The organism is Microbacterium sp. CR_7, from assembly GCF_041954755.1.
GTDB lineage: Bacteria > Actinomycetota > Actinomycetes > Actinomycetales > Microbacteriaceae > Microbacterium.
Genome location: NZ_JAVAYF010000005.1, coordinates 89,118 through 112,704 on the forward strand (window position 1 = coordinate 89,118; position 23,587 = coordinate 112,704).

General features: G+C 69.7%; 25 protein-coding genes. 10 read left to right on the plus strand and 15 right to left on the minus strand.

The features are described from left to right. The first annotated feature begins 8 nt into the window (after positions 1 to 8). Positions 9 to 1,046, plus strand: coding sequence for a TerC family protein (locus tag RAC81_RS12275; protein ID WP_375082610.1), 1,038 nt, complete (start codon positions 9 to 11; stop codon positions 1,044 to 1,046). A gap of 91 nt (positions 1,047 to 1,137) precedes the next feature. Further along, positions 1,138 to 2,454 carry a hemolysin family protein gene (locus RAC81_RS12280; protein ID WP_375082611.1) on the plus strand — a complete coding sequence of 439 codons (1,317 nt, stop codon included), beginning with the start codon at positions 1,138 to 1,140 and terminating at the stop codon, positions 2,452 to 2,454. A gap of 26 nt (positions 2,455 to 2,480) precedes the next feature. Here RAC81_RS12280 and RAC81_RS12285 read toward each other — a convergent pair whose 3' ends face one another. Then, entirely contained in the window at positions 2,481 to 3,206 is a 726-nt protein-coding gene (locus RAC81_RS12285) for a phosphotransferase (RefSeq protein ID WP_375082612.1), read from the minus strand. A 150-nt stretch (positions 3,207 to 3,356) separates the two neighbouring features. Here RAC81_RS12285 and RAC81_RS12290 point away from each other — a divergent pair, with 150 nt between their 5' ends. Then, positions 3,357 to 4,118 carry an SDR family NAD(P)-dependent oxidoreductase gene (locus tag RAC81_RS12290; protein WP_375082613.1) on the plus strand — a complete coding sequence of 254 codons (762 nt, stop codon included), beginning with the start codon at positions 3,357 to 3,359 and terminating at the stop codon, positions 4,116 to 4,118. Between the two features lie 88 nt (positions 4,119 to 4,206). Beyond that, entirely contained in the window at positions 4,207 to 5,040 is an 834-nt protein-coding gene (locus RAC81_RS12295; RefSeq protein WP_375082614.1) for an SDR family oxidoreductase, read from the plus strand. 18 nt (positions 5,041 to 5,058) lie between these two features. Here RAC81_RS12295 and RAC81_RS12300 read toward each other — a convergent pair whose 3' ends face one another. Genes RAC81_RS12300 through RAC81_RS12310 form a run of 3 tightly spaced genes read right to left on the minus strand, consistent with a single transcriptional unit; the run spans position 5,059 to position 7,024 of the window. Continuing rightward, positions 5,059 to 5,808 (minus strand): sulfite exporter TauE/SafE family protein, encoded by a 750-nt coding sequence (locus tag RAC81_RS12300; RefSeq protein ID WP_375082615.1) that lies wholly within the window; start codon positions 5,806 to 5,808, stop codon positions 5,059 to 5,061. Positions 5,809 to 5,833: 25 nt separating this feature from the next. Further along, the gene (locus RAC81_RS12305; protein ID WP_375082616.1) at positions 5,834 to 6,472 is read right to left on the minus strand and encodes a bifunctional 4-hydroxy-2-oxoglutarate aldolase/2-dehydro-3-deoxy-phosphogluconate aldolase; all 639 of its coding nucleotides are present in this window, start codon (positions 6,470 to 6,472) and stop codon (positions 5,834 to 5,836) included. Positions 6,473 to 6,523: 51 nt separating this feature from the next. After that, positions 6,524 to 7,024 carry a hypothetical protein gene (locus RAC81_RS12310; RefSeq protein ID WP_375082617.1) on the minus strand — a complete coding sequence of 167 codons (501 nt, stop codon included), beginning with the start codon at positions 7,022 to 7,024 and terminating at the stop codon, positions 6,524 to 6,526. A gap of 74 nt (positions 7,025 to 7,098) precedes the next feature. Between RAC81_RS12310 and rlmN the strand changes: the two genes are divergently transcribed. The 3 genes from rlmN to RAC81_RS12325 all read left to right on the plus strand — a co-directional run bounded on the left by rlmN (position 7,099) and on the right by RAC81_RS12325 (position 11,221). Continuing rightward, a complete protein-coding gene (gene rlmN, locus RAC81_RS12315) occupies positions 7,099 to 8,385 on the plus strand; it encodes a 23S rRNA (adenine(2503)-C(2))-methyltransferase RlmN (RefSeq protein ID WP_375082618.1) in 1,287 nt (428 codons plus the stop codon). Between the two features lie 79 nt (positions 8,386 to 8,464). Further along, on the plus strand, positions 8,465 to 10,072 hold the full coding sequence (locus RAC81_RS12320) for a DUF4407 domain-containing protein (protein ID WP_375082619.1): 1,608 nt from the start codon (positions 8,465 to 8,467) through the stop codon (positions 10,070 to 10,072). 135 nt (positions 10,073 to 10,207) lie between these two features. Beyond that, entirely contained in the window at positions 10,208 to 11,221 is a 1,014-nt protein-coding gene (locus RAC81_RS12325) for an aldo/keto reductase family protein (RefSeq protein WP_375082620.1), read from the plus strand. Positions 11,222 to 11,343: 122 nt separating this feature from the next. Here the strand turns inward: RAC81_RS12325 and RAC81_RS12330 are convergent, their stop codons facing one another. The 4 genes from RAC81_RS12330 to RAC81_RS12345 are packed head-to-tail and all read right to left on the minus strand — an operon-like array spanning position 11,344 to position 15,838. Continuing rightward, entirely contained in the window at positions 11,344 to 12,261 is a 918-nt protein-coding gene (locus tag RAC81_RS12330) for a carbohydrate ABC transporter permease (protein WP_375082621.1), read from the minus strand. Further along, positions 12,258 to 13,229, minus strand: coding sequence for a carbohydrate ABC transporter permease (locus RAC81_RS12335; RefSeq protein WP_375082622.1), 972 nt, complete (start codon positions 13,227 to 13,229; stop codon positions 12,258 to 12,260). The genes RAC81_RS12330 and RAC81_RS12335 overlap by 4 nt, the downstream gene beginning before the upstream one ends. A 3-nt stretch (positions 13,230 to 13,232) precedes the next feature. After that, positions 13,233 to 14,549: an ABC transporter substrate-binding protein gene (locus RAC81_RS12340; protein WP_375082623.1), complete on the minus strand. Its 1,317-nt coding sequence runs from the start codon at positions 14,547 to 14,549 to the stop codon at positions 13,233 to 13,235. Between the two features lie 53 nt (positions 14,550 to 14,602). Continuing rightward, complete coding sequence (locus tag RAC81_RS12345) at positions 14,603 to 15,838, minus strand: aminotransferase class V-fold PLP-dependent enzyme (RefSeq protein WP_375082624.1); 1,236 nt, start codon at positions 15,836 to 15,838, stop codon at positions 14,603 to 14,605. A gap of 168 nt (positions 15,839 to 16,006) precedes the next feature. Between RAC81_RS12345 and RAC81_RS12350 the strand changes: the two genes are divergently transcribed. Beyond that, the gene (locus RAC81_RS12350; protein ID WP_375082625.1) at positions 16,007 to 16,702 is read left to right on the plus strand and encodes a FadR/GntR family transcriptional regulator; all 696 of its coding nucleotides are present in this window, start codon (positions 16,007 to 16,009) and stop codon (positions 16,700 to 16,702) included. A gap of 120 nt (positions 16,703 to 16,822) precedes the next feature. Here RAC81_RS12350 and RAC81_RS12355 read toward each other — a convergent pair whose 3' ends face one another. The 5 genes from RAC81_RS12355 to RAC81_RS12375 all read right to left on the minus strand — a co-directional run bounded on the left by RAC81_RS12355 (position 16,823) and on the right by RAC81_RS12375 (position 20,229). Continuing rightward, a complete protein-coding gene (locus tag RAC81_RS12355; protein WP_375082626.1) occupies positions 16,823 to 17,329 on the minus strand; it encodes a glycine cleavage system protein R in 507 nt (168 codons plus the stop codon). Positions 17,330 to 17,433: 104 nt separating this feature from the next. After that, positions 17,434 to 18,159 (minus strand): anti-sigma factor, encoded by a 726-nt coding sequence (locus tag RAC81_RS12360; protein WP_375082627.1) that lies wholly within the window; start codon positions 18,157 to 18,159, stop codon positions 17,434 to 17,436. Further along, a complete protein-coding gene (locus RAC81_RS12365) occupies positions 18,146 to 18,709 on the minus strand; it encodes an RNA polymerase sigma factor (protein WP_375082628.1) in 564 nt (187 codons plus the stop codon). Before RAC81_RS12365 ends, RAC81_RS12360 begins: the two co-directional genes overlap by 14 nt. 33 nt (positions 18,710 to 18,742) lie before the next feature. Further along, positions 18,743 to 19,360, minus strand: a complete 618-nt coding sequence (locus RAC81_RS12370) for a class F sortase (protein ID WP_375082629.1) — start codon at positions 19,358 to 19,360, stop codon at positions 18,743 to 18,745. A gap of 38 nt (positions 19,361 to 19,398) precedes the next feature. Continuing rightward, entirely contained in the window at positions 19,399 to 20,229 is an 831-nt protein-coding gene (locus RAC81_RS12375; protein WP_375082630.1) for a DUF4397 domain-containing protein, read from the minus strand. Between the two features lie 201 nt (positions 20,230 to 20,430). Between RAC81_RS12375 and RAC81_RS12380 the strand changes: the two genes are divergently transcribed. Together RAC81_RS12380 and RAC81_RS12385 are read left to right on the plus strand one after the other, a co-directional pair. After that, on the plus strand, positions 20,431 to 20,697 hold the full coding sequence (locus RAC81_RS12380) for a hypothetical protein (RefSeq protein ID WP_375082631.1): 267 nt from the start codon (positions 20,431 to 20,433) through the stop codon (positions 20,695 to 20,697). Positions 20,698 to 20,709: 12 nt separating this feature from the next. Continuing rightward, complete coding sequence (locus RAC81_RS12385) at positions 20,710 to 21,573, plus strand: hypothetical protein (RefSeq protein WP_375082632.1); 864 nt, start codon at positions 20,710 to 20,712, stop codon at positions 21,571 to 21,573. 74 nt (positions 21,574 to 21,647) lie between these two features. Here the strand turns inward: RAC81_RS12385 and RAC81_RS12390 are convergent, their stop codons facing one another. Together RAC81_RS12390 and RAC81_RS12395 are read right to left on the minus strand one after the other, a co-directional pair. Then, positions 21,648 to 22,715, minus strand: a complete 1,068-nt coding sequence (locus RAC81_RS12390) for a PLP-dependent cysteine synthase family protein (protein ID WP_375082633.1) — start codon at positions 22,713 to 22,715, stop codon at positions 21,648 to 21,650. Between the two features lie 21 nt (positions 22,716 to 22,736). Continuing rightward, positions 22,737 to 23,579, minus strand: coding sequence for a hypothetical protein (locus RAC81_RS12395; protein WP_375082634.1), 843 nt, complete (start codon positions 23,577 to 23,579; stop codon positions 22,737 to 22,739). Positions 23,580 to 23,587: the final 8 nt, after the last annotated feature.

The window sequence follows — 23,587 nt, forward strand, 5'->3', positions numbered from 1 at the left end:
AGACCCCTGTGAATATCACCCCCCTCGTCTGGATCATCACGATCCTCGTCACGATCGCCTTCTTCGTGTACGAGTTCTTCGCGCACGTCCGCAAGCCGCACGAGCCCACGGTCGGCGAGTCCGCCCGCTGGTCGGCCTTCTACATCGGCCTCGCGCTGCTGTTCGGCGTCGGCATCGGCATGGTCTCGGGGTGGGAGTTCGGCGGCGAGTACTTCGCGGGCTACCTCACCGAGAAGGCGCTGTCGATCGACAACCTCTTCGTGTTCCTCATCGTGATGGCCGGCTTCGCGGTGCCGAAGATCTATCAGCAGAAGGTGCTGATGATCGGCATCGTGATCGCGCTCATCATGCGCGGCGCGTTCATCGCCGTGGGTGCGACGCTGATCGAGAACTTCTCCTGGATCTTCTACCTGTTCGGCGCCCTGCTGCTCGTGCTCGCGTACCGTCAGGCGTTCGTGAGCGGCGACCACAACCCCGCCGACGGCCGCTTCATGCGCTTCGTGCGCCGCATCCTCCCCGTGAGCGACGAGTACGACGGCGACCGTCTCACGGTCGTCAAGGCGGGTCGTCGCTTCGTGACGCCGATGTTCCTCGTCATCATCGCGATCGGCTTCGTCGACCTCATCTTCGCCGTCGACTCGATCCCCGCGATCTACGGTCTGACGGAGGAGGCGTACATCGTCTTCACGGCCAACGCCTTCGCTCTCATGGGTCTGCGCCAGCTGTACTTCCTGATCGGCGGTCTGCTCGAGCGCCTGGTGTATCTCGCGCAGGGTCTCGCCGTCATCCTCGCCTTCATCGGCGTCAAGCTCGTGCTCCACGCGATGCACGTCAACGAGCTGCCGTTCATCAACGGCGGCGAGCCGATCCTGTGGGCCCCCGAGATCCCGATCTGGTTCTCGCTCGTCTTCATCGGCGCGACGATCGCCGTCGCCACCGTCGCGAGCCTCGCCAAGACCCGTCGCGACGACCGTCGCGCCGCCCTCGACTCCTCCGCAGGCACTCCCGCCGACACCGCCCCTCGCACAGGCAAGGACCCCTCGTGAACCAGTCGCGCCGCTCCGACGCGTCCGCAGACCCTGACAGACCCGGCGCCCGAATGACCTCGGGCACCACCTCGCCGCAGGAGGCGACCCGATGATGGGCGACCTGCTGTGGAACATCGCTCTCGTCCTCGTCTTCGTGCTCGTCGGCGGCGTCTTCGCCGCGACGGAGATGGCGCTGGTGACGCTGCGCGAGAGCCAGATCAACGCGATCGCCGCCCGCGGGCGCCGCGGCGCGAAGGTCGCGGGCCTCGCCCGCAACCCGAACACGTTCCTCTCGGCCGTGCAGATCGGCGTCACCGTGGCCGGCTTCGCGTCGGCCGCCTACGGCGCGACCTCGATCGCCCCGTCGGTCGCGCCGCTCCTGCAGTCGCTCGGCCTCGACGAGCAGCTGTCGTTCACGCTCGCGACCGTCATCCTGACCCTGCTGATCGCGTACCTGTCGCTCGTGCTCGGTGAGCTCGTGCCCAAGCGTCTGGCGATCCAGCGCAACGCGCAGTTCGCTTACGCCGTGGCCCCCGTGCTCGACGGCTTCGCGACCGTGATGCGCCCGGTGATCTGGCTGCTCTCTGTCTCGACCAACGCGCTCGTGCGCCTGCTCGGCGGCGATCCGCACAAGACCGCGGACGAGCTGAGCGAGGAGGAGCTGCGCGACATCGTCGCGACGCACCAGAGCCTCCCCGATGACGAACGCCGCATCCTCGACGACGTGCTGTCGCTGCGCGACCGCCAGGTCAGCGAGGTCATGCGCCCGAGGCCCGAGGTCGTCGCCCTCGACGGCACCGCGACCATCGCCGAGTCGATGGCCCAGGTCACGGAGCTGCCGTTCTCCCGGTACCCGGTGGTCGACGCCTCGATCGACGACATCGTGGGCTTCGTGCACGTGCGCGACCTGTTCGAGGTCGCGGTGGCCGATCCGTCACGCACCGTGCAGAACCTCGCGCGTCCCGTCGAGTACCTGCCGTCGACCGCGCGGGTGCTGCCGACGCTCACCCGGCTGCGTGCGGCCGGCCACCACATCGCCGTCGTCGTCGACGAGTACGGCGGCACCGACGGCATCGTCACTCTCGAGGACCTCGTGGAGGAGGTCGTCGGCGAGATCTTCGACGAGTACGACACCGAGGACCGCATCCCCGCCGCCGGCGGGTCGCTCGACGGCCGGCTGAATCTCGGCGACTTCGCCGAGATCACCGGGATCGCACTGCCGCGCGGGGCGTCGGACACGGTCGCGGGCTTCGTGACCGAGATGCTCGGCCGCCTCGCGGTGGTGGGCGACGCGGTCGAGGTGCCCGGCGCGACGATCCGGGTGACCGCGGTGGACCGCCGACGCATCTCGGAGATCCGGGTCGTGCTGCACGACGAGTCCGGCTCGTCGGACAGCACGGATGCCGCCGAGGGCGCCCCGGCCTGACATACCGCCCCACCGCTGCCGGCGGCTCAGGTCTCGTTCCAGAGCCGCCGGTAGTAGTCGATTCGCACCCGGTCGGGTGCGACGCCGTACGCCTCGATGAGCGCGTCCTCCCACCCGGGGCCGAAGTTCCACTCGGTGCTCATGGAGGCGACCGCGATGTCGGCCCAGCGGTCGGCGACGCCGAGCGCCGCGAGGTCGACGTGTCCGAGCGCATGGCCGTCGTCGTCGAGGAGGGTGTTCGGCACGCAGGCGTCGCCGTGACAGACCACGAGCACGTCGACGGGCGGGGGAGTGCGGAGGTCGTCGGGAACCCGGATGCCGCGCACCGCCGCATTCGCGATGCGCGACGCCGGGTCCCACGACCACGGGCACTCTGCGACCGGCAGGGCGTCGTGCAGCTCTCGGAGGCCGCGGCCCACGGCCCGCACCGCTGTCTCCGGATCGGCGATCCATCGCGGGTCGACCGCGCTGCGCCCCGGAAGCGCCGTCGTCACGAGCCACTCGTGCGCGGCATCCTGTCCCTGGTCCAGGACCTCGGGAACCGTCGTCCAGCGCCGAGCCCACCGCATCCGCTCCGCCTCGTCGCGCATGTTCGCCTCAGCGTCATGCGGGCCCCACTTGATGTACCGGCCGTCGTCCGTGCGGAAGGTCACACCCCCGAGGGAGTTCCGCCACACGGGGGTGAGCGCGGCACCGACGGCGAGTGAGCGGACGATCTCGGGCACCGGCAGCGCCGCCTCGGGGATGCTCATGCGTCCATCCTCGCGTCTGCGTCCGAGGCTCGGATCCGCCGCGCCGGGTGTCGTAGGCTCGGAGCGATCGACGGCGCGACGCCGCGATCAGGATGACACCGGGAATCAGTTAGGCTGAGACCGAGTCGCACACGTTCGAAGGGGAACCGCATGCAGATCCAGGGATCCAGCGCTCTCGTCACCGGCGGCGCATCAGGCCTCGGCCTCGCCACCGCGCGGGCGCTCGCCGCCGACGGGGCCGTGGTCACGATCCTCGACCTCCCGTCGTCGTCGGGTGCCGAGATCGCCGAGGAGCTCGGCGGAGTCTTCAGCCCCGGCGACGTGACGAACGCCGAGGATGCCGCAGCCGCCGCCCGCGTCGCACAGGACGCCGCCGCACTGCGCATCGTCGTGAACTGCGCGGGCATCGCGCCCCCGGCCAAGGTGCTCGACCGCGAGGGCAATCCGGCCGTGCTCGCCGACTTCGAACGCATCGTGCGCATCAACCTCGTCGGCACGTTCAACGTGCTGTCCCAGGCCGCAGCCGTCATCGCGAAGAACGACCCCGTCGAGGGCGGTGACCGCGGCGTGATCGTGAACACCGCGAGCGTCGCCGCGTTCGACGGCCAGATCGGGCAGCCCGCCTACTCGGCGTCGAAGGGCGGCGTCCACGCCATGACCCTCCCCGTCGCGCGCGAGCTCGCCCGCTACGGCATCCGCGTGTGCACGATCGCCCCCGGCATCATGGAGACCCCGATGCTGATGGGTCTGCCGCAGGAGGCGCAGGACTCGCTCGGCACCCAGGTGCCGTACCCCTCCCGCCTCGGCCGGCCCGACGAGTACGCATCGCTCGTGCGCCAGATCGTCGAGAACGGCTACCTCAACGGCGAGACGATCCGCCTCGACGGCGCGATCCGCATGGCGCCGAAGTGAGCACCCTGCCGGCTTTCGAATCGCGCGCTTTGCACGAATCGGGGCGGCAGAACGGCAATTCAAGCGATTCGAAACGGGAAGGTGGGCGATGAGCGCACTGGCAGGCAAGACCATCCTCATGTCGGGCGGCAGCCGCGGCATCGGCCTCGCGATCGCCCTGCGCGCGGCGGCCGACGGCGCGAACATCGCGATGCTCGCGAAGACCGACACCCCGCATCCGAAGCTCGAGGGCACGGTGCACACCGCGGCCGAGCAGATCCGCGCGGCGGGCGGGCAGGCGCTGCCGATCGTCGGCGACGTCCGTGACGACGACGACATCACCGAGGCCGTGCTGAAGACCCAGGGCGAGTTCGGCGGCATCGACATCGTCGTCAACAACGCCAGCGTCATCGACCTCTCCCGATCGCTGGAGCTCGGAGCCAAGAAGTACGACCTCATGCAGGACGTCAACGTGCGCGGCACCTTCATGCTGTCGCGCGCCGCGATCCCCATGCTCAAGGATGCCGAGAACCCGCACATCCTGTCGCTGTCGCCGCCCCTCAACCCGACGCCGAAGTGGCTCGGCGCGCACACCGGCTATACGCTCGCGAAGTTCGGCATGACCATGGTCACGCTGGGGCTCGCGGCGGAGTTCGCCCGCGACGGCATCGCCGCCAACACCCTCTGGCCCCGCACGACCATCGCGACCGCGGCCGTGCAGAACCTGCTCGGCGGCGACAAGGTCATGGCCGCGAGCCGCACGGCCGACATCTACGCCGACGCGGCGTACTCGGTGCTGACCAAGCCCGCCGGCGACTACACGGGGCAGACGCTCATCGTGGAGGACGTGCTCGAGGCCGACGGCGTCACCGACTTCTCGCGGTACGCGGCGGTGCCGGGCACCCCCGACGACCGCCTCTTCCCCGACATCTTCTTGGACTGACGGGGGCTGTGGGAGCCCTCAGAACAGCAGGTAGACCGCGCCGACCACGGTCAGGGTGATCACGATGCGGTCGAACAGCACCTGATCGAGTCGTCGTGCGACGAGCAGGCCGAGCAGCGCGCCGATCACCACGAGCGGCGCGAGCGCGGCATCCATCCACAGCACCGGCGCGTGAAAGAGGCCGAGCCCGGCCAGGAACGGCACCTTCGTGACGTTGATGATCGCGAAGAACCAGGCAGACGTGCCGAGGAACACCTGCACGGGTGTGCGGGTCGCGAGGAAGTACATCGACATCACGGGTCCGCCCGCGTTGGCCACCATGGTGGTGAAGCCGCCGAGCGTTCCGTAGGTGCCGGCGAGCAGGATGCCGCCGCGCGGCGTCTCCTGCACCTCTCGCCGCCTCTGCCGCCACCGCCGCCACAGCGTCACCGCGATCATGAGCAGCAGGATCACGCCGATCGCCCGACGAACGATGCCGTCGCCCGCGATCGCGAGGAAGGCGAAGCCGACCAGGAGCCCGGCGACGACCGCGGGCGCGAGCCGCAGCAGCGTCGGCCAGTGCGCGTGGCGGCGGTACGCGAGGATCGCGAACACGTCACCGACCATGAGCAGCAGGAGCATCGCGGCGGTCGACGTGCGCGCGGGGAGCACGGTCGCGAACAAGGCGATCGCGAGGATGTTCGCCCCGGGGAGGGCGGTCTTCGAGATGCCGATCGTGACGGCGGCGACACCGAGAGCGACCCACGCCCAGGGATCGAGTGCGGGCACGATCAGACTCCGACCGTCGGGCGGGTCAACTCCGCGAAGCGGCGAGGGCCGCGGCGAAACGCGTCGCGCGCTGCTCGAGATCGGCCCAGTCGGCGTTCGTGATCGACGCGCCGTTCGCGAGGTCGCCGCCGGCTCCGACGGCCACCGCCCCCGCGCGGAACCAGTCGGCGAGGTTGTCGGGGGTCACTCCGCCGGTCGGCATGAGAGGCGCGTCGGGGAACGGCCCGCGCAGCGCGCCGAGGTACGAGGGGCCGCCGAGCGAGGCCGGGAAGATCTTCACGACGTCGACGCCGAGCTCGAGAGCGCCCATGACCTCGGTCGGGGTCATGGCCCCGGTCATGACGACGCGACCGGTGTCGAGCATGGTGCGCGTGAGGGCGGGGAGCGTGCCCGGGCTCACCAGGAACTCGGCCCCCGCGTCGGCCGCGGCGGTCGCCTGCTCGGCCGTCGTGACGGTGCCGGCACCCACGTAGGCGGCGTCGCCGTGGCGGGCGATGAGCTCGCGGATGACCGCGGGAGCATCGGGGGTCGAGAACGTGACCTCGATGCCGGTCACCCCGCCGCGGATGATCGCGTCGGACGCCTCGAGAGCGAGCTCGGGGGAGGGGGCGCGGAGAACGGCGAGGACGCCGGTGGCGCGGGCGCGGTCGAGACGGTCGGGCATCGAGGCTCCTTCGGTGGGGATGGATCCATTCTTCCGGACGCGTACTTGTCGTTACAACTTCGGCGCGGGAGGCCACGCGTCGATCGCGTCCTTGGAGTCCTTCAGACCCAGGCCGCTCTGCTCGCGAAGGAGCTTGATCGCGGCGATCGGCTGTTCCGCCGCGACGAGTCGGTCGATCTCGGAGGCGACGGATCCCGGAAGCGACGAGCGCAGCGCCGCGGCATCCGTCGGCGAGGATCGCTGCACCGCGATCGCGGTGGTGGCGGGCGCGGAACCCACAACCCAGCGGTCGATCGCGTTCTTCGCCTCGCGCAGACTCACGTCGGTGTGGTCGCGGTAGACCTTGATCGCCTGGATCTTCTGCTCCGCGGCCACGAGCCGGTCGATCTCGGCGACGGCATCGCGCGAAAGCGTCTCCGTCGGCACAGCGGTCGGACCGAGCGAGGACGGGGCGGCGGGCACCTGCGGCCGCGTCGCGCGAAACGTGCGTGACAAGACGGCCACCACGATCAGCGCGCCGACGACGATTCCGATGATCCAGACGAGGTCCATGGCCGCCAGTCTAGGGAGACTCCCCGCCCCGCCGCCCAGCCGCCTCCCACCCGCCCGCCGGTACCCTGGAGGGTATGACCGAGAATCCCCGCACGCGCGAGACGCGCCCCGCGACCGCGCCCGCCCGTTCGGGGACCGCGATCCGTTCGACCGGTGGCACGCAGGTGCGCCCGGCGACCGAGGGATGGACGCAGCAGAAGGATGCCGAGGGCCGGCCGCTCCTGCAGTTCGCCAGTCCGAAGCGAGGCAAGCCGCCCGTGCATCTGGCCGACCTGACCCCGGGCGAGCGCATCGAGAAGGTGAAGGAGCTCGGGCTGCCTGGGTTCCGCGCGAAGCAGCTCGCGACCCACTACTTCCGCCACTACACGTCCGACCCCGCGGAGATGACCGACCTTCCCGCCGGCATCCGCGACGAGCTGGTGGCGGGAATGCTGCCTCCGCTCATGACCGAGGTGCGCCGTCTCGAGACCGACCGCGGAGACACGATCAAGTTCCTCTGGCGTCTGCACGACGGCGCGCTCGTCGAGTCGGTGCTCATGCGCTACCCGGGCCGCATCACGCTGTGCGTGTCGTCGCAGGCCGGGTGCGGCATGAACTGCCCGTTCTGCGCGACCGGCCAGGCCGGGCTCACCCGCAACATGTCGACCGCCGAGATCATCGAGCAGATCGTCCGCGCCAACCGCGCGATCGCGAACGGCGAGCTGGGCGGCAAGCGCCGCGACGACCACTCGATGGAGCGCGTCTCCAACATCGTCTTCATGGGGATGGGCGAGCCGCTCGCGAACTACAAGCGCGTGATGGACGCCGTGCGCATCATGGTCGCCCAGCAGCCTGACGGGCTCGGGATGAGCGCGCGCGGAATCACCGTCTCGACCGTCGGCCTGGTGCCGGCGATCAAGAAGCTCGCCGACGAGAACATCCCGGTGACCTTCGCGCTGTCGCTGCACGCCCCGGACGACCACCTGCGCGACGAGCTCATCCCGGTGAACTCGCGGTGGAAGGTCGACGAGGCCCTCGATGCCGCATACGACTACTACGCCAAGACCGGCCGCCGCGTCTCGATCGAGTATGCGCTCATCAAGGACATGAACGACCACGCGTGGCGCGCCGACCTGCTGGCGGAGAAGCTCAACGCCCGCGGTCGGGGCTGGGTGCACGTGAACCCGATCCCGCTGAACCCGACACCCGGTTCGATCTGGACCTCGTCGGAGACCTCCGTGCAGAACGAGTTCGTGCGCCGGCTGAACGACGCCGGCATCCCGACGACGCTGCGCGACACCCGCGGCAAGGAGATCGACGGCGCCTGCGGTCAGCTCGTCGCGACCACGGAGGACGAGGCGGCCTCGGCCGCCATGGCCTGACCCGCCGCACCGCGGAAGCTGGGGGCGTTCAAAGCCTTCTTCCAACGGATGCTCAGGCGACCTTTCGTAGATTGTCGGGATGCCCTATTCCGCTCACCGCCCCGGTCGTTTCGACTCCCAGGGCCGGATCGTCCTCGACAGCGACCCGAACGCTGACACCGACGACCTCGACTTCCTCCGCGCCTACGAGCCGACAGGTGCCGACGACCGCGCCGACGCGCAGCCGACCGAGCCGATCGACGACGCCGCGGTGGCGCCGGACGACGAGACGGATGCTGCGGCATCCGCCTCTCGCGAGCCGAAGCCGCGCCGGAAGCCCCGCGAGCGGAAGCCCCGGGTGCCCGGGTCGCGGTTGCGGACGCTCGCGATCCTCGGCGGCGCCGAGGGAGAGATCCTCGACCGGGTCCCCGGTGAGACGCCGCGCTTCGTGCAGATGTTCTTCGTGCTCGCGGGCACCGCCCTCGTCTCGGCGATCTCGATGCTCTTCGCCCTGACGACCGGAGTGCAGGCCGCGATCTGGCTGGCCGTGCCGTTGGCGATCGTGTGGGCGCTCATCATCTTCAACCTCGATCGGTTCCTCACGTCGACCATGACCTCGACCCGTAACGTGTGGAAGCTCATCGGCCTGGCCATCCCGCGTGTCATCATGGCCGCGATCATCGGGTTCGTCGTCGCCGAGCCGCTCGTGCTGCAGATATTCCACAACGACATCTCGCGCGAGGTCGCCGCCACCAACATCACGCAGGCGCAGTCCGATCAGGAGGCCCTCGAGACGGGGCCCGAGAAGAAGGCCCTCGACGCGGCATCCGATCGCGTCGCCGAGCTCGAGAACCAGGCCGCGACGGGCATCGTGGCCGGAACCGAGTCGTCGTCCGCGACCGAGTCCGCCGCGCAGGCCACGGTCGACGACCTCACGGCGAAGATGACCGCGCAGCAGGCCGTGATCGACCAGGCGCGCGTGCTCTACCAGTGCGAGCTGACCGGCGAGGGGGCGGGCACCGTGCCCGGCTGCACCGGCGTGAACGGCGAGGGCGCGAGTTCCGATGCGGCGCAGGCCCAGCTCGCCGAGGCGCAGCAGACCTACGACGCGCTCGCCGCGCAGCTGCGCACCGCGAACGAGGAGCTCGCCGCTGCAGGCACCGCCGCGAAGGAGAACACCTCCACGTCGGAGGCGCAGAACCGCCAGCAGGCGCAGGACCAGCTCCCGGCCGCCCGCGACACCTACGAGTCGGCGCTCGCCGCGTACAACGCGCGCGCGGAATCCGTGGCATCCGGCAACGCCGGCGCGACCGGCCTGCTCAGTCAGATCAGCGGCCTCAACAGGCTCAGCGAGAAGGAACCCGCGATCCTCTGGGCGCACATCCTGATCGCGGCGCTGTTCTTCATGATCGAGCTGCTGCCCGTGCTCGTGAAGGTGCTCACGTCGTACGGCGACCCCTCGCTGTACGAGCGGGCCGTGGCGATCCGCAAGCAGGTGGCGCTCGACCGGGTGACGGCCGAGGGCTTCCGCGACCGCGCGTCGATCGTGAACGAGCAGTCGACCGGCATCCAGGCCGAGACGGACGCGGCGGCGCCGCAGACCCGCGCCGAGCGGCGTGAGGCGGAGCAGGAGCGCGAGCGCGCCGATCAGCGTGCGCAGGCGCAGACGCTGGAGGAGCAGGAGCGGATGCTGCAGTCGCAGGGGTGACGACGCGCCGAGATCAGGAGGGTGCACCGAGATCAGGACGCTTCATCGGCATCCGTCCTGTTCTCGGGGCATCCTCCTGATCCGGGATGCCGGAACCCGACCCAGCATGCCGATATGCGCGAGTAGCGTATGACCATGGTCAACTATCGCTACCTCGGAAACAGCGGCCTCAAGGTCTCGGAGATCACCTACGGCAACTGGGTCACCCACGCCTCACAGGTCGAAGACGACGCGGCCGTCAAGACGGTGCACGCGGCACTGGATGCCGGCATCACCACGTTCGACACGGCGGACACGTACGCCAACACCGCGGCGGAGGTCATCCTCGGCAAGGCCCTCGAAGGGCAGCGCCGCGAGGGTCTCGAGATCTTCACGAAGGTGTACTTCCCGACCGGTGAGAAGGGCCCGAACGACACCGGCCTCAGCCGCAAGCACATCATGGAGTCGATCAACGGCTCGCTGAAGCGCCTCGGCACCGACTACGTCGACCTGTACCAGGCGCACCGCTTCGACTACGAGACCCCGCTCGAGGAGACGTTCCAGGCGTTCGCCGACATCGTGCGCCAAGGCAAGGCGCTCTACATCGGCGTCTCGGAGTGGACCGCGGAGCAGCTGCGCGACGGACACGCGCTCGCGAAGCAGCTCGGCATCCAGCTCATCTCGAACCAGCCCCAGTACTCGATGCTGTGGCGCGTCATCGAGGGCAAGGTCGTGCCGACGTCGGAGGAGCTGGGCATCTCGCAGATCGTCTGGTCGCCGATGGCGCAGGGCGTGCTGAGCGGCAAGTACCTCCCCGGCCAGCCGCTGCCCGAGGGTTCGCGCGCGACCGATCCGCACAGCGGCGCCGACTTCATCAAGAGCTTCCTCAAGGACGACATCCTCGAGGCGGTGCAGAAGCTGAAGCCGATCGCGGAACAGGCCGGTCTGACGATGCCCCAGCTCGCGATCGCCTGGGTGCTGCAGAACCCGAACGTGGCCGCCGCGCTGGTCGGGGCCTCGCGTCCCGAGCAGCTCGCCGACACGGTCAAGGCGTCGGGTGTGAAGCTCGACGACGACACCCTCACTGCGATCGACGAGGCCCTCGGCGACACGGTCAACCGCGACGCCGAGCGCACGTACGAGACGTCGCCGAAGTCCCGCCTGGTCTGACCGGAGCGTTCCCCGCCCTGCGCCCCGCGCCGAGACCTACCACGAACGCCGAGACCCACCACTGCCGACGTCGGCGGTGGTGGGTCTCGGCGGTTCCGGTGGGTCTCGCCGCGAGGGAGGGCTTACTCCTTCACCGCACCCGCGGTCAGGCCCTGCACGATCCAGCGGCTCGCGAGGGCGAACATCGCCATGGTCGGCAGGATCGTCAGCACGGCGGCGGCGCTCATCGAACCCCAGTCGATGTTGAACGTCGAGATGAAGCCGTTCAGCGCCGACGGGACGGTGCGGTTCTCGTCGGTGTTCATGAGCACGACCGACAGGAACAGCTCGTTCCAGCAGTTCACGAAGTTGAAGATGAACGCCGCGATGATGCCGGGCGTCATCACCGGGACGAGCACCCGGAACAGGGCGCCGAAGCGCGAGCATCCGTCGATCATCGCCGCCTCCTCCAGGGCGTCCGGCACGTTCTCGAAGAACCCGCGGAGCATGACGGTGGAGAAGGGGATGCAGATCGCGATGTACACGAGGATGAGACCGGGCTTGGAGTCGACCAGGCCCAGGTCGGTCATCATCGAGTACAGCGGTCCGAGCGCGATGAACGCGGGGATCATCTGCGTGAGCAGGAACGCCACGAGCACCGTGCCCTTGCCGCGGAACTCGAACCTCGCGATCACGTAGGCGCTGAGCAGCGCGATGAGCGTCGCGACGGCGCCGGCGACCACGGCGACGATTGCCGAGTTCGCGAGGAACGTCCCGAACGAGCTCTGCTCGAAGAGGCTCAGGTAGTTGTCGAGCGAGGGCTCGCTCGGCCAGTACTCGATCGGGAACCGGTTGATCGTGCCCGGCGACTTGAACGACGTCAGGGCGATCCAGTACAGCGGGAACAGCGTGATCAGCAGCCACAGTCCGAGGCCCACGACGCGCACGACGCCGCCGACCGTGATCCTCCGCTGCGTCGAGCGGGGGGCCTTCGCGGCATCCGGCACCGTGATGCGCCGGGTCTCGGTGATGGTGGTTCCGGTGGGGGTGGTGACGGTCATCGCTGGGCCCTCCGCATCGCCATCAGGTAGAACGCGCAGAACACGAACAGGAAGGCGACGACGATGAGGCCGATCGCACTCGCGATGCCGTAGTTGCCCTGCTGCGTGTAGTTGATCATCCAGGTGGTGACGATGTGGGTCTGGTTCGCCGGTCCGCCGTTCGTCATCGCGTAGATGATGTCGGGGAAGTTGAAGATCCAGATCACCCGCAGCAGGATCGTCAGCAGTAGCGTCATGGAGATGTACGGGATGATGATCGAGAACAGCTGTCGGACCTTGCCCGCGCCGTCGAGGCTCGCGGCCTCGAGCATCTCGTCGGGCACCGACTGGAGAGCTGCGAGGATCATGATCGCGAAGAACGTCACGCCGTACCAGATGTTCGCCACGATGACCGCGAACATCGCGAGCTTCGGGTCGGCCAGCCAGGGCAGCGGCGCGTCGATCAGACCGGCCTTCATGAGCAGGTCGTTGACGACGCCGAACTCGGCGTTGAACATCCAGCGGAACAGCATCCCGATGAGGAAGCCGGAGACGGCCCACGGGAAGAACACGAGCGCCTGGTAGAGTCCGCGGAACTTGAAGCGCTTGCGCAGGGCGAGCGCGATGAGGAACCCGATCACGAGCTGCGGCACGAGGGAGCCGACGACCCACAGCACCGAGTTCCACGCCACGACCGGGAACGCCGGGTCCTGGAAGACCGTGACGAAGTTGTCGAAGCCCACCCAGGGCGTGGAGGTGAGGTCCCACAGGTTCCAGTCGTGGAAGGCCATGCGCGCACCCTGCAGCATCGGCCAGTACGTGAACCACACGACGAACACGATCGCCGGGGCCATGAAGGCCAGCAGGGTGAGAGCGTGACGCGCCTTGAACGGGCGCCGGCGCGAGCCGGGCGCCGACCGACGGGCCGTGCCGGGGGAGGCCCCGCCGGCGACGCCGGCGGAGCCTCTCTCACGAAGAGCGGATGACACGGGTCAGCCCTTCTCCGCTGCGTACTTCTCCGTCCAGAAGGTGTCCCACGACTCCAGCAGCTCGCTGGTCGTCATGTTGCCCAGGAGCACGTTCTGCACGTCCTGGTCGGACTTCTGGATCCACTCGGTCCACCAGCTGACGCCGCGCGGCTGGCGCACGTTGACGTACGTCTCCGGGTCCTCCGTCATGGTGACGTAGCTCGTCCACGGGCCGGTCGAGTAGAACTCGTCGTCCGCCGCGTCGGCGATGATCGGCACGAGGCTGTTGGCCTGCGCGAACTCGGTGGCGGGCTCGGCCGACGAGAGGAACTCGACGAGCTTGACCGCGGCATCCTTGTTCTCGCTCTTCTCGGCGACGCCCCAGCCGGCGACGGCCAGCGGCTGCGCGGCCTTGCCCGAGGGGCCGACGAGCAGCGGAGCGGTGTCCCACTGGTCCTCCGTGAGCGAGGAGTCCTGCACGGTGGCGATGACCTCGGGGTCCTGCAGCAGGAACGCGGTCGTGCCGTTCGTGAAGCCGGCGACCATCTCGGGGTAGCCCCACGACACGGCCGACGGCGGCGAGGCCTTCTTGAAGAGGTCGAAGTAGTCGTCGACCGCCTCCTGCGCCTCGGGAGCGGCGAAGATCGTCGAACCGTCCTCCATGAGGAACGCGTCCTCGGTGTCGAGGCCGTCGATCGTGTACGCCTCGATCGCGGCGACGACGTTGCTGTTCGCGTTCGCCCCGCCGCGGAAGGCGTAGCCGTAGATGTTGTTCGACGGGTCCTGGATCGCGCTCGCCTGCTCGAGCAGGTCCTTCCAGCTGTGCGGCGGACCGTCGAAGCCGGCCGCCTCGACGAGGTCGGTGCGGTAGAACAGCGACAGGCCGTAGAAGCCGTAGGGGACGAAGTAGCTCTTGCCGTCGGCCGCGACCGACGCCGACTGCGCGTTCTCGGTCAGGGCGTCCCAGCCGTCCCACTTCTCGAGGTCGGAGCCCAGGTCGTACAGCCAGCCGTTGTTCGCGAACGGCCCGACCGTGATGTCACGGACCTCGAGCACGTCGACGCCCTTGCCGGACTGCAGCATCTGCTGGATCTTCTGGTCGGCCTGCTCGGTGGGCGGAGAGACGAGCTTGACCTTGATGTCGGGGTTCTCCTGCTCGAACTGGTCGAGCAGTCCACGGATCAGCTCGGTGCGGGCCGGGTTGGTCAGGCTCTCGACCATCTGCAGGGTGGTGGTGCCGTCAGCGGACGAGCCGCCGGAGCCGCCGGAGCAGCCGGTCAGCGCGAGGACGGCGACGGTGCCGAAACCCGCGGCGGCCGTCAAGATGCGGTTCTTCTTCACGAGGTGCCTCTCAATTTCTGGTGTGGTGGGTCGGGTAGGGAAGGGATCGGGAGTCAGGAGACGACGACGCGGTCGGCGGTGCGGATGCCGGCGCGGTTGAGGATCTGCGGGACGCAGCGGTCGACGAAGGCCTCGAAGTCGGACTGCTCCGTGTACAGATGCGCCGAGAGGCGGAAGTAGCCGACGCCGCGGAAGCTGGTGAACGCGGTCTCCACGCCGACCGCGTCGAGCAGGTCCATGCGGAGGGCGTCGGCCTCCTCACGGGAGGCGCCGAGACCGAGCGGCAGACGCACGAGGCGCATCGACGGCACGGGGGAGGGCAGCGGGGTCAGCGGATCCTCGTCGCCGTAGGGTCGCAGCGCCTCGGCGATCATCTCGGCACCGGCATCCGCGATCTCCGCCATCGCGACGCGTGCGGCGGCCCAGCCGAACTCGCTCTCGACGAAGTCGATCGCGGTGGGGGTGGCGAGGTAGGTGGTCGCGTCGATCGTGCCCTGGGTGTCGAAGCGCTCGGGGTAGGGCTCGCGCGCGGCCCACGAGTCGATGAGCGGCCACAGCTCGTCGCGGTCGGGCGCGGTGGTGACGAGCAGCGCGGATCCGCGCGGGGCGCAGGGCCACTTGTGCAGGTTGCCGAACCACCAGTCGCCGCCTGCGACGGCCGCGGCATCCGCGATGAGCCCGGGGGCGTGCGCCCCGTCGACCAGCGTGCGGACGCCGCTCTCGCCGGCCAGGTCTGCGATGCGGCGGGTCGGCAGCACGCGCGCCGTGGGCGATGTGATCTGGTCGACGACGATCAGCCGGGTGCGCGGGGTGAGGGCTGCGGCGAAGAGCTCGACGACCTCGTCGTCGGAGGCGAGGAGCGGCAGGGCGACGGTGCGGACGGTCGCGCCGAAGCGGCGCGCCAGGCGCTCGGCGCCCATGGTGATCGCGCCGTACCCCTGATCGGTCACGAGGATCTCGTCGCCCGCCTCGAGCTGCAGCGCGTTGTAGACGACCGTCGCGGCGGCCGAGGCGTTCGGTACGAAGACGCTGTCGTCGGGGCGCGCACCGACGAAGGGGGCCGTGCGCTCGCGCGCTTCGCGCACCCGCTCGGAGATCCGCGGGAACCACTCCACCGGGCTGAGGTCGGCCCGGCGGCGCAGGGCGTCCTGGTGCGCGACGACGGTGGACGGGACCGCACCGAACGACCCGTGGTTGAGGTGGACGACCTCGGGGTCGAGGGGCCACGCCTCACGCGCACGGATGCCGGACTTCAGCGTGAGCGGTGCAGGGAACAACGGATCGGGCATCGGTCCTCATCGGTGAGTTGTCGGGCGAGTTGTTGCACAACTTTGCCACACTGCTCCCAATAGCGCTACGAAAACGGGAAGATGAAACATAGTTGTCATACGAGTTTTCGCAGTCGGCACATTCCGACAGACTTCACGAGGGGTGGGGCGGTGTCAGAGAGGATGACGATGAGCGCACTGGACACGGCGCTGCACGGGCTGCGCGCCCTGATCGCCGACGGTGCGCTGCGCCCCGGAGACCGCCTCCCCAGCGAGGGCGAGCTGTGCGAACGGCTCGGCGTCTCCCGCGGGTCGCTGCGCGAGGCGATCAGGATGCTGGCCGCCCTCGGCGTGCTCGAGACACGGCACGGCTCGGGCAGCTACGTCGGCGAGCTGCGTGCCGCCGACCTCATCGGCAGCCTCTCGCTGACCGTCGGGCTGCTGCCCATGGCCGGGGTGCTCGAACTCACCGAGCTCCGCCGCGTGCTCGAACCGCACGCGGCAGCGCTCGCCGCCGCCCGCATCGACGACGACACCGTGGCGGTGCTCGACGGCATCCTGTCGGAGATCGAGGCGAGCGACGACTTCGAGGAGCACTCGCGCCTCGACCACGCCTTCCACATGACGATCTCGGAGGTCGCGGGCAACGACGCTCTCACGAGTCTCATCGAGGTGCTGCGGTCGCGATCGCGCGCCTACCGCATCCCGGATGCCGACGACGCGGCCGAGCTCAAACGGAACTCGGACGCCGGGCATCGCGCCATCCTGCGCGGACTCGCCGCCGCCGACCCGGTCGCGGCGAGTGCGGCCGCGTCGTCGCACGTCGCGGCGACCGAGTACTGGGTGCGGCTCTACACGGAGGGCGAGGACACGCCCGACGACTGACTCGGCCGACCCGGGCGGCGGCCTGTCCCGATCTGCGGACTTCGGCCCGATCTGCGGACGTTCTCGGCCGATCCCTCAGCGGATCGTGGCAAGGTCAGCGGATCGGGGCGCTTCGTCGGGCTACGCGAGCGTGATGTCGACCTGGATCTCCGTCGCGAGGCGCTCCAGATCGGCGCGGAGCGCGTCGAGATCGACGGACGACGGGACGCGCGCCGCGACCGTGGCCTCGAACAGGCGGCCGCCGGCCATCGCCGCATCGCGGGTCTCGGTCGACAGCTCCTCGATGCTCAGCGCGTGAGCGTGCAGCACCGTCGACACCTCGCGCACGATGCCCGGTCGGTCGTTGCCGAGCACGCGCAGTTCCAGCAGCCGGTCGGGCGCGGGAGTGTGCTCCGTGCCGGTGCGCACGGCGACCGTGAGCAGCCCGTCGAGCTCGCGCAGCGCCGCTTCGAGGTCTGCCGATCGGTCGGGAGCGACCGAGACCTCGATGACGCCCGCGAAGGTCCCGGCGAGTTCGGCGAGCTGGCTGGACTCCCAGTTGCCGCCGTGGGCGTCCACGACATCGGCGACGGCGGCCACGAGGCCCGGACGATCAGCACCCGCGACGGTGAGGATGAGAGTGGTCATGCCGCCAGCGTAGCCCGGCGGGACCGTGGGCTGGCGGGAGAGAGTCCCTCTCTTCGCTCACGACACCATCCACGAGGCGGTCAGCACGTCGGTGACGAGCCGGGTCAGCTGAAGTCCAGCGTCCCGCGCACGATCGAGTTCCCCGAATGACTCGGGTCGCCGTCGACCGGCTCGAACGAGACATCGACGAGGTCGTACTCCGCGAGGTCGACAGCCGCCGGAATCGTGAACACCCCCGTCCTATCGTTCAGGACGCCCAGGCTGATGAGCGCTTCGCCGTCTGCGCGGATCAGCCACACCTCGCGGTACTCGTCCGACGCGGCCTGCCCGTCCAGCGTGATCGTCAGGGTCCGCGCACCGGACCGGTCCTCGTCGACCTCGGCGCTGCCCGCCGCGTCCGGATGGCTGGGGAAGGCATCGAGCGTGGCCGTCGCGACGATCACCGGACGCTGGGCTACGGCGATCGCCGCCCAGATGCCCCCGCCGACGGCGAGGACGAGAGCGGATGCCGCGGCCAGCACCCACCACGAGCGTCTTGGCCGACGGGCCGGCTGTGCGGACCCCGCCGGCACCGCCCCTGATCTCAGCGGATCCGGGGCGAGCCCGCCGTCGAGGTGCAGCTCGTCGTGGATCCGCGTCCACACATCGGTCCGCGGCGACTCGAGATCCCCGTCGGCGACGGTCGAGCGGGCGACGCCGGCGGCATGCGCGAGGTCCGCGACCTCGCCGGCGCAGGCGGGGCACTCCTCGAGGTGTGCCTTCTCCTCCGGGGAGGCGACCGGCTCCCCCAGTGCGAGCAGCGCCAGCTGCTCCGGGTCAAGGTGTGACACGGTCGACCTCCAATCGGTCTCTCATCCGGGTCAGGCTCCGCCGTATGTGACTCTTCACCGTACCCAGAGGCATGCCCGACCTCCGCGCGATCTCCTCGTGGGTGAGGTCGTCGAAGAACGCCATCCGCATGACCGCGTATGCGTCCGGGGGCAGCTGGCGCATCTCGTTCGCGATGAGGATCGACTGCGCGAGATCCACCGGCTGGCTGACCAGATCGCTCGGCGATGCCACGCGCACCAGTTCGTCGTGCAGCCGCCTGATCCTCGCCCTCGACTCGTGCATGTCCGCGATGCGGTGCCGGGCGATCGTGATCAGCCAGGTGCTGAGCCGCGCCTTCGATGGATCGAAGCTCCCGCGGGACGTCCAGGCGGAGACGAACGTGCGCTGCGTGACGTCCTCGGCATCGGTCCGGTCGTCGAGAGAACGCAGAGCGAGCGTGAACACGACGGGGGACCAGCGCCGGTACAGCTCGGCGAGAGCAGCCTCGTCTCCGCGGACGAACCTGCCGTTCAGCTGCGACTCCTCATCCGGATCATCGACGGATGCCACCGGAACCTCCTTCCCGCACTCGGTTCACGGACATCAGGGGCGCGCGATTGCGACGACGTTATCGCGGTAGTGCCCGGTCGTGCTGTCGAACGGACCCCCGCAGGTGATGATCACGAGCGCCGGTGCCCCGTCCCGAGCGAAGAGCTCGCCGATCGGCAGCGCCGATTTCTCATAGAGGGTGAGCGATTCCAGGGTCCAGGATCGCACGTGTCCGTCGGATGCTGTGGTCTCGATCACCGCGCCGGCTCTGAGCTCTCGCAGTCGGGACAGCGGGCCGATCGGATAGCCGACGGCGTCCACATGGGCGGCGAGCATGGTCATTCCGGCAGTGCTCGCAGCATCCGGTCCGTACCGATACCACCCCGCGACCGACGGATCCTCGGGGAGCTGCATCTGACCCGTGGACTCGACGCCGACGCCGACCACGGGCATATCGATCCCGAGATCGAGGATCCGCAGCCGGACCGGAGGGACGGACGACGAGACGGGCGGAAGCTCGGCCGGCTTCGTGGCGGGACGAAGCGTCGAGGTGGGGGCGGGTGACGGTGCGATGAGGGAATCGTCGGGGGGAGTCGACGTCGCCACCTCGCCCACCCCCACGGGGGTGCAGGCGATCAGGAGCGCTGCGCAGACGGCGCCGCAGGCGGTCAAGAGAACCCGCTTGCGGGTGCGCGACGCCCCTGATGTTCTCAACGCCTGATCTTCTGTCGACGGATCGCGACGGTCGCGCTCACCGCACCGATGATCAGAGCGACGCCGATGAGAGCGGCGCCTGCCAGAAGGATCTCGCTATCGCGCTGCACCGCCGCGTAGCCCGCCGTACCCGAGGGGACGCCGTCCGGGTTCGAGTGCAGACCGGTGATGGTCTGCGCGGCGATCGCGAGGTTGCCCTCCTCCGCGCTGCCCCAGGCATACAGGACCGTCAGCGCACCGTCCTGCACGGCTACGTCCTGCGGCCCGAGGACCGGGTCGGTCGTGCCGGCGAGGGCGACTGCGGCCGACACGGTGCCGGCGGGGAGGTCGAGGGTCTGCTCGTTCGGGTTGGTCAGCCCCGAGATGACCGGGGAGCCGCTCGCGAGGACGTCCACTGCAGGAGCAGCGGCCACGTGCCGCACCGTGAGTCGCCCCTGCCCGGGGGCGGTCGTCGAGATGTCGTTCGTGAAGACGTTCAGACCGGGCTCCCCGGCCTCGGTGAGGTGCGCCACGGCGGTGTAGTCTCCGCCGGCGGCGAGGGAGACCGTGGCGGGCCCGAGGATCGGGGCGCTGGCGTCCGCGGCGTCGGGGGCGGTGAGGGCGACCTCGTAGTTCCCGGCAGGAAGCGACAGCGGTCCGGCGAGCGTTCCGGGCTGGAAGTCGTCCAGCGTCCGCTCGCCGTTCACGTAGACATCGACCGGAGTGTCGGGGATCGCGTGGAGCACGGACAGCTGTGCGGTGCTCTGTGTGGCTGCGCTCGCCGGCAGTGCCGAACCCAGCGCGATGAGTGCTCCGACGACGAGGCCGGCTGCGGTTGTCCTTCGCACGATACTCCTCCTTGAGCGGGGCTGCGGATGCTGCCCGATGCAGGGTTATTCGCCGTGGAGGCGGCTCTTGGATGCACCTATGCGGAATTCCTTGCGTCGACCCGATCGCCTTTCTGAACTCCGCTCATCAACCCCTGGACGTCGGGGAACACGGCGCGCATACTCTCATTCACAGGCATGGACCCAGCAAAGGAGAACGCCATGAGCGAGACGAACGCACCCACGGAACTGTTCTCGTCCTCCTCGGGACCGACCGGCGCGTCGATCACCGACTGGACGGACCTCGGACGCGAGATGTGGGCCTATCTCACGGGCCGAGGAGCGGCCGTGAACTACACCTTCGAGGACATGACGGTCGAGGTTCCGCGCGACATCGGTCCCGACGCACCGCGCGCGACGTGGAAGTTCAACGGAACTCTGCGCGTCACCACCAGCGACAGCGCGTCCGGCGAGCGCCGGCCGGACTGAGCGGGCACCGCCATGCTCCGCCTGGACATCGACCTGGACATCGAGCAGATCGGGTCGGAGGACGAGGCTCCCGTGCACCTCGCCGTTCGCGCCGCCGGCACCGAGGTCGTCATCACGGTCGACGACACCGCCGCGCTCGCTGGAACGGGTCGACACGATCTCGCGCAGCTCAAGCCCCTCGCCGACGGACTCGCGCGCCGCGGCATCCGGGTGCGTGTGGACGGTCCGAAGGGGACGCTCGTGCAGTTCGGCGACGTCAAGGCAGGAACCGTCGGACGTATCGTCTCGGGGGCCCCGAACATCAGGCTCGGCAGTCTGGCCGCGCTGCTCGCGGAGGTGCGGCGCCCGGGTCGGAGGAGCGGCGGTTTGTTCGATGTGCCCCCACCGACGCTGTTCCCCGTGGCGCCGACCCTGGCTCGCGGAGCCAGGCGGCGGGTGACCACGACCCACTACCTCCCGGGCTCGGGCCGACCGCGGCTGCTCTTCTCCGTCGGCTCCGGCGACTGGGACCGCAGCAGGCCGCGCGAGTTCGACCTGCTCCCCGATCGCACGGTGATCGGTTCGGCACCGGATGCCGATCTGCGCCTCGAGGGGGTCGAGACGCATCACGCCGAGATCCGCCACAACGAGGACGACGAGTACGTGCTCTACTCCTTCGCACCCACCGGTGGCGGGCGGCCGAATCTGCCGCACAGCAGCGACGACGCTCGGATCCTCCGCACCGGCTCCCGGATCGAGATCGGTCCGTGGAGGTTCGCGTACTACCGCGAGGAGTTCGCCGACCACGGCCGTCCCTTCGGCGGCCGACAGGGAGGGGAGTACGAGTGGCAGAAGCAGCAGCCGGTGCGCCCGTACGGGTCGGGGGAGCTCGGCTGACGGGGATGAGGGCACCTCGACGCGTCGGCGTCGCAGTGGACCGCGGAGAGCCGCGACCCCTTCAGGCTGCGGAGCTAGGAAGGGAGCGGGTCCCACTCGCCGGTGTCGAGGAAGCGGTCGAGGCGGGCGCGGTGCGGGGCGAGATCCCAGCCCTGCGCGGCGACCCACTCGTCGGAGTAGTAGGTGCCCGCGTAGCGGATGCCGCTGTCGCAGATGAGCGTGACGACGCTGCCCGTCTCGCCTGCCGCACGCATACGGGCGATCAGCTGGAAGGCGCCGTAGAGATTCGTGCCCGTCGAGCCGCCGGCGAGATGGAGGGTGCGCTCGCGCAGCATCCGGATGGCGGCGATGGACCCCGCGTCGGGGACCTGGATCATCTCGTCGATCACGGTCGGCACGAACGACGGCTCGACGCGCGGGCGGCCGATGCCCTCGATGCGGCTCGGGCGGCCGGCCGGCGGATCGACGGTCCCCGCCCAGCCGTCGTAGAAGGCCGAGCCCTCAGGGTCGACGACCGCGATCTGCGTGTCGTGGCGGCGGTACCTGACGTAGCGGCCGAACGTCGCGCTCGTGCCTCCGGTTCCCGCGCCCACCACGATCCAGCGGGGGATCGGATGCCGCTCCTGCGAGAGCTGGCTGAACACGCTCTCGGCGATGTTGTTGTTGCCCCGCCAGTCGGTCGCCCGCTCCGCGAACGTGAACTGGTCGAGGTAGTGGCCGTGGCAGTCGCTCGCCAGGCGCCGGGCCTCGGGCGACATGTCCTCCGCGCGATCCACGAAGTGGCAGGTGCCGCCGTAGAACTCGATGAGGTCGATCTTTTCCTGGCTTGTCGAGCGCGGCACGACCGTGATGAACGGCAGCCCCAGCATCCGTGCGAAGTACGCCTCGGACACCGCGGTCGATCCGCTCGAGGACTCGACGAGGGTCGTGTCCTGCGTGATGCGTCCGTTCACGAGGCCGTAGAGCAGCAGCGAGCGCGCGAGGCGGTGCTTGAGCGACCCGGTCGGATGCACCGACTCGTCCTTGAGATAGAGGTCGATGCCCCACTCGGCCGGCAGCGGGAACAGGTGCAGGTGCGTGTCGGCGCTGCGGTTCGCGTCGGCTTCCAGCAGGGCGATCGCGGTGCTGGTCCAGTCGCTCATGCTTCGAGCGTAACGCGCGGTCTACTCCTCGAAATAGCCGCCCTCGCCCGTCTCGCCGTCGTACCGGAACACCCGGCCCTCTTCGAGAGTGATCTGGATGTCATCGCCGAGCGGCTGCTGGGCGAGCAGCTTCTCTTCGAGCATCGTCATCCGCTGTTCGTACTCGGCGGCCGTCTGCGCATCGACGCCCCAGATCGTCGCGACCTTCATGTCGGTGAGGAAGTAGAGGAAGGCCGACACCGCCGTGCGGTTGAACTCGGTGTCGGGGATGCTCTGCCACAGCGCGCCCGAGTCGCGGAGACGCTTGTACTCGTCGGCCTTCGCCTCCAGGAGGTCGGCGATCTCGGCGCCCGCCTCGGCGTCGGGGTCGGATTCCGGGCCGTCGGACGGATCTGACGGGCCGGACGACGGGAGCGGCGTGGGTGCCGCGATCTCGGTCGGCTCGGCGACGGGAGTCTGGGCCCCGTTGGCCAGCACGCCGATGATGACGGCCACGCCCACGATGATCACCGCGAGCAGACCGCCGACGAGGGCGAGCACCAGACCGTTCGCTCGCGCACTCGACGGCGCGACCGGCGGTGCCACGGACGCTATCGGGTACCCGCCGTTCGGCTGCGGGTACGCGTACGGCGGCTGCTGCGGGGTCGCGTACGGGGGCTGCTGCGGGGCGCCGTACTGCGGTGGCTGACCGAGCGGCGGCTGCGGCGGCATCCCGTACGGGTGGGTCGGCGGCGGCGCGCCGTTCAGCGACGGTGCGAGGGGAATCGTGGGCGAGGTGTTCCCGTCCTGCCTTCCCGGGGCGGGCGGAGGCGGCGGAACGACCTGCTCGTGCCGCGCTCCGGCATCCTTCTCATCCTGCGCCATCGTGCCCC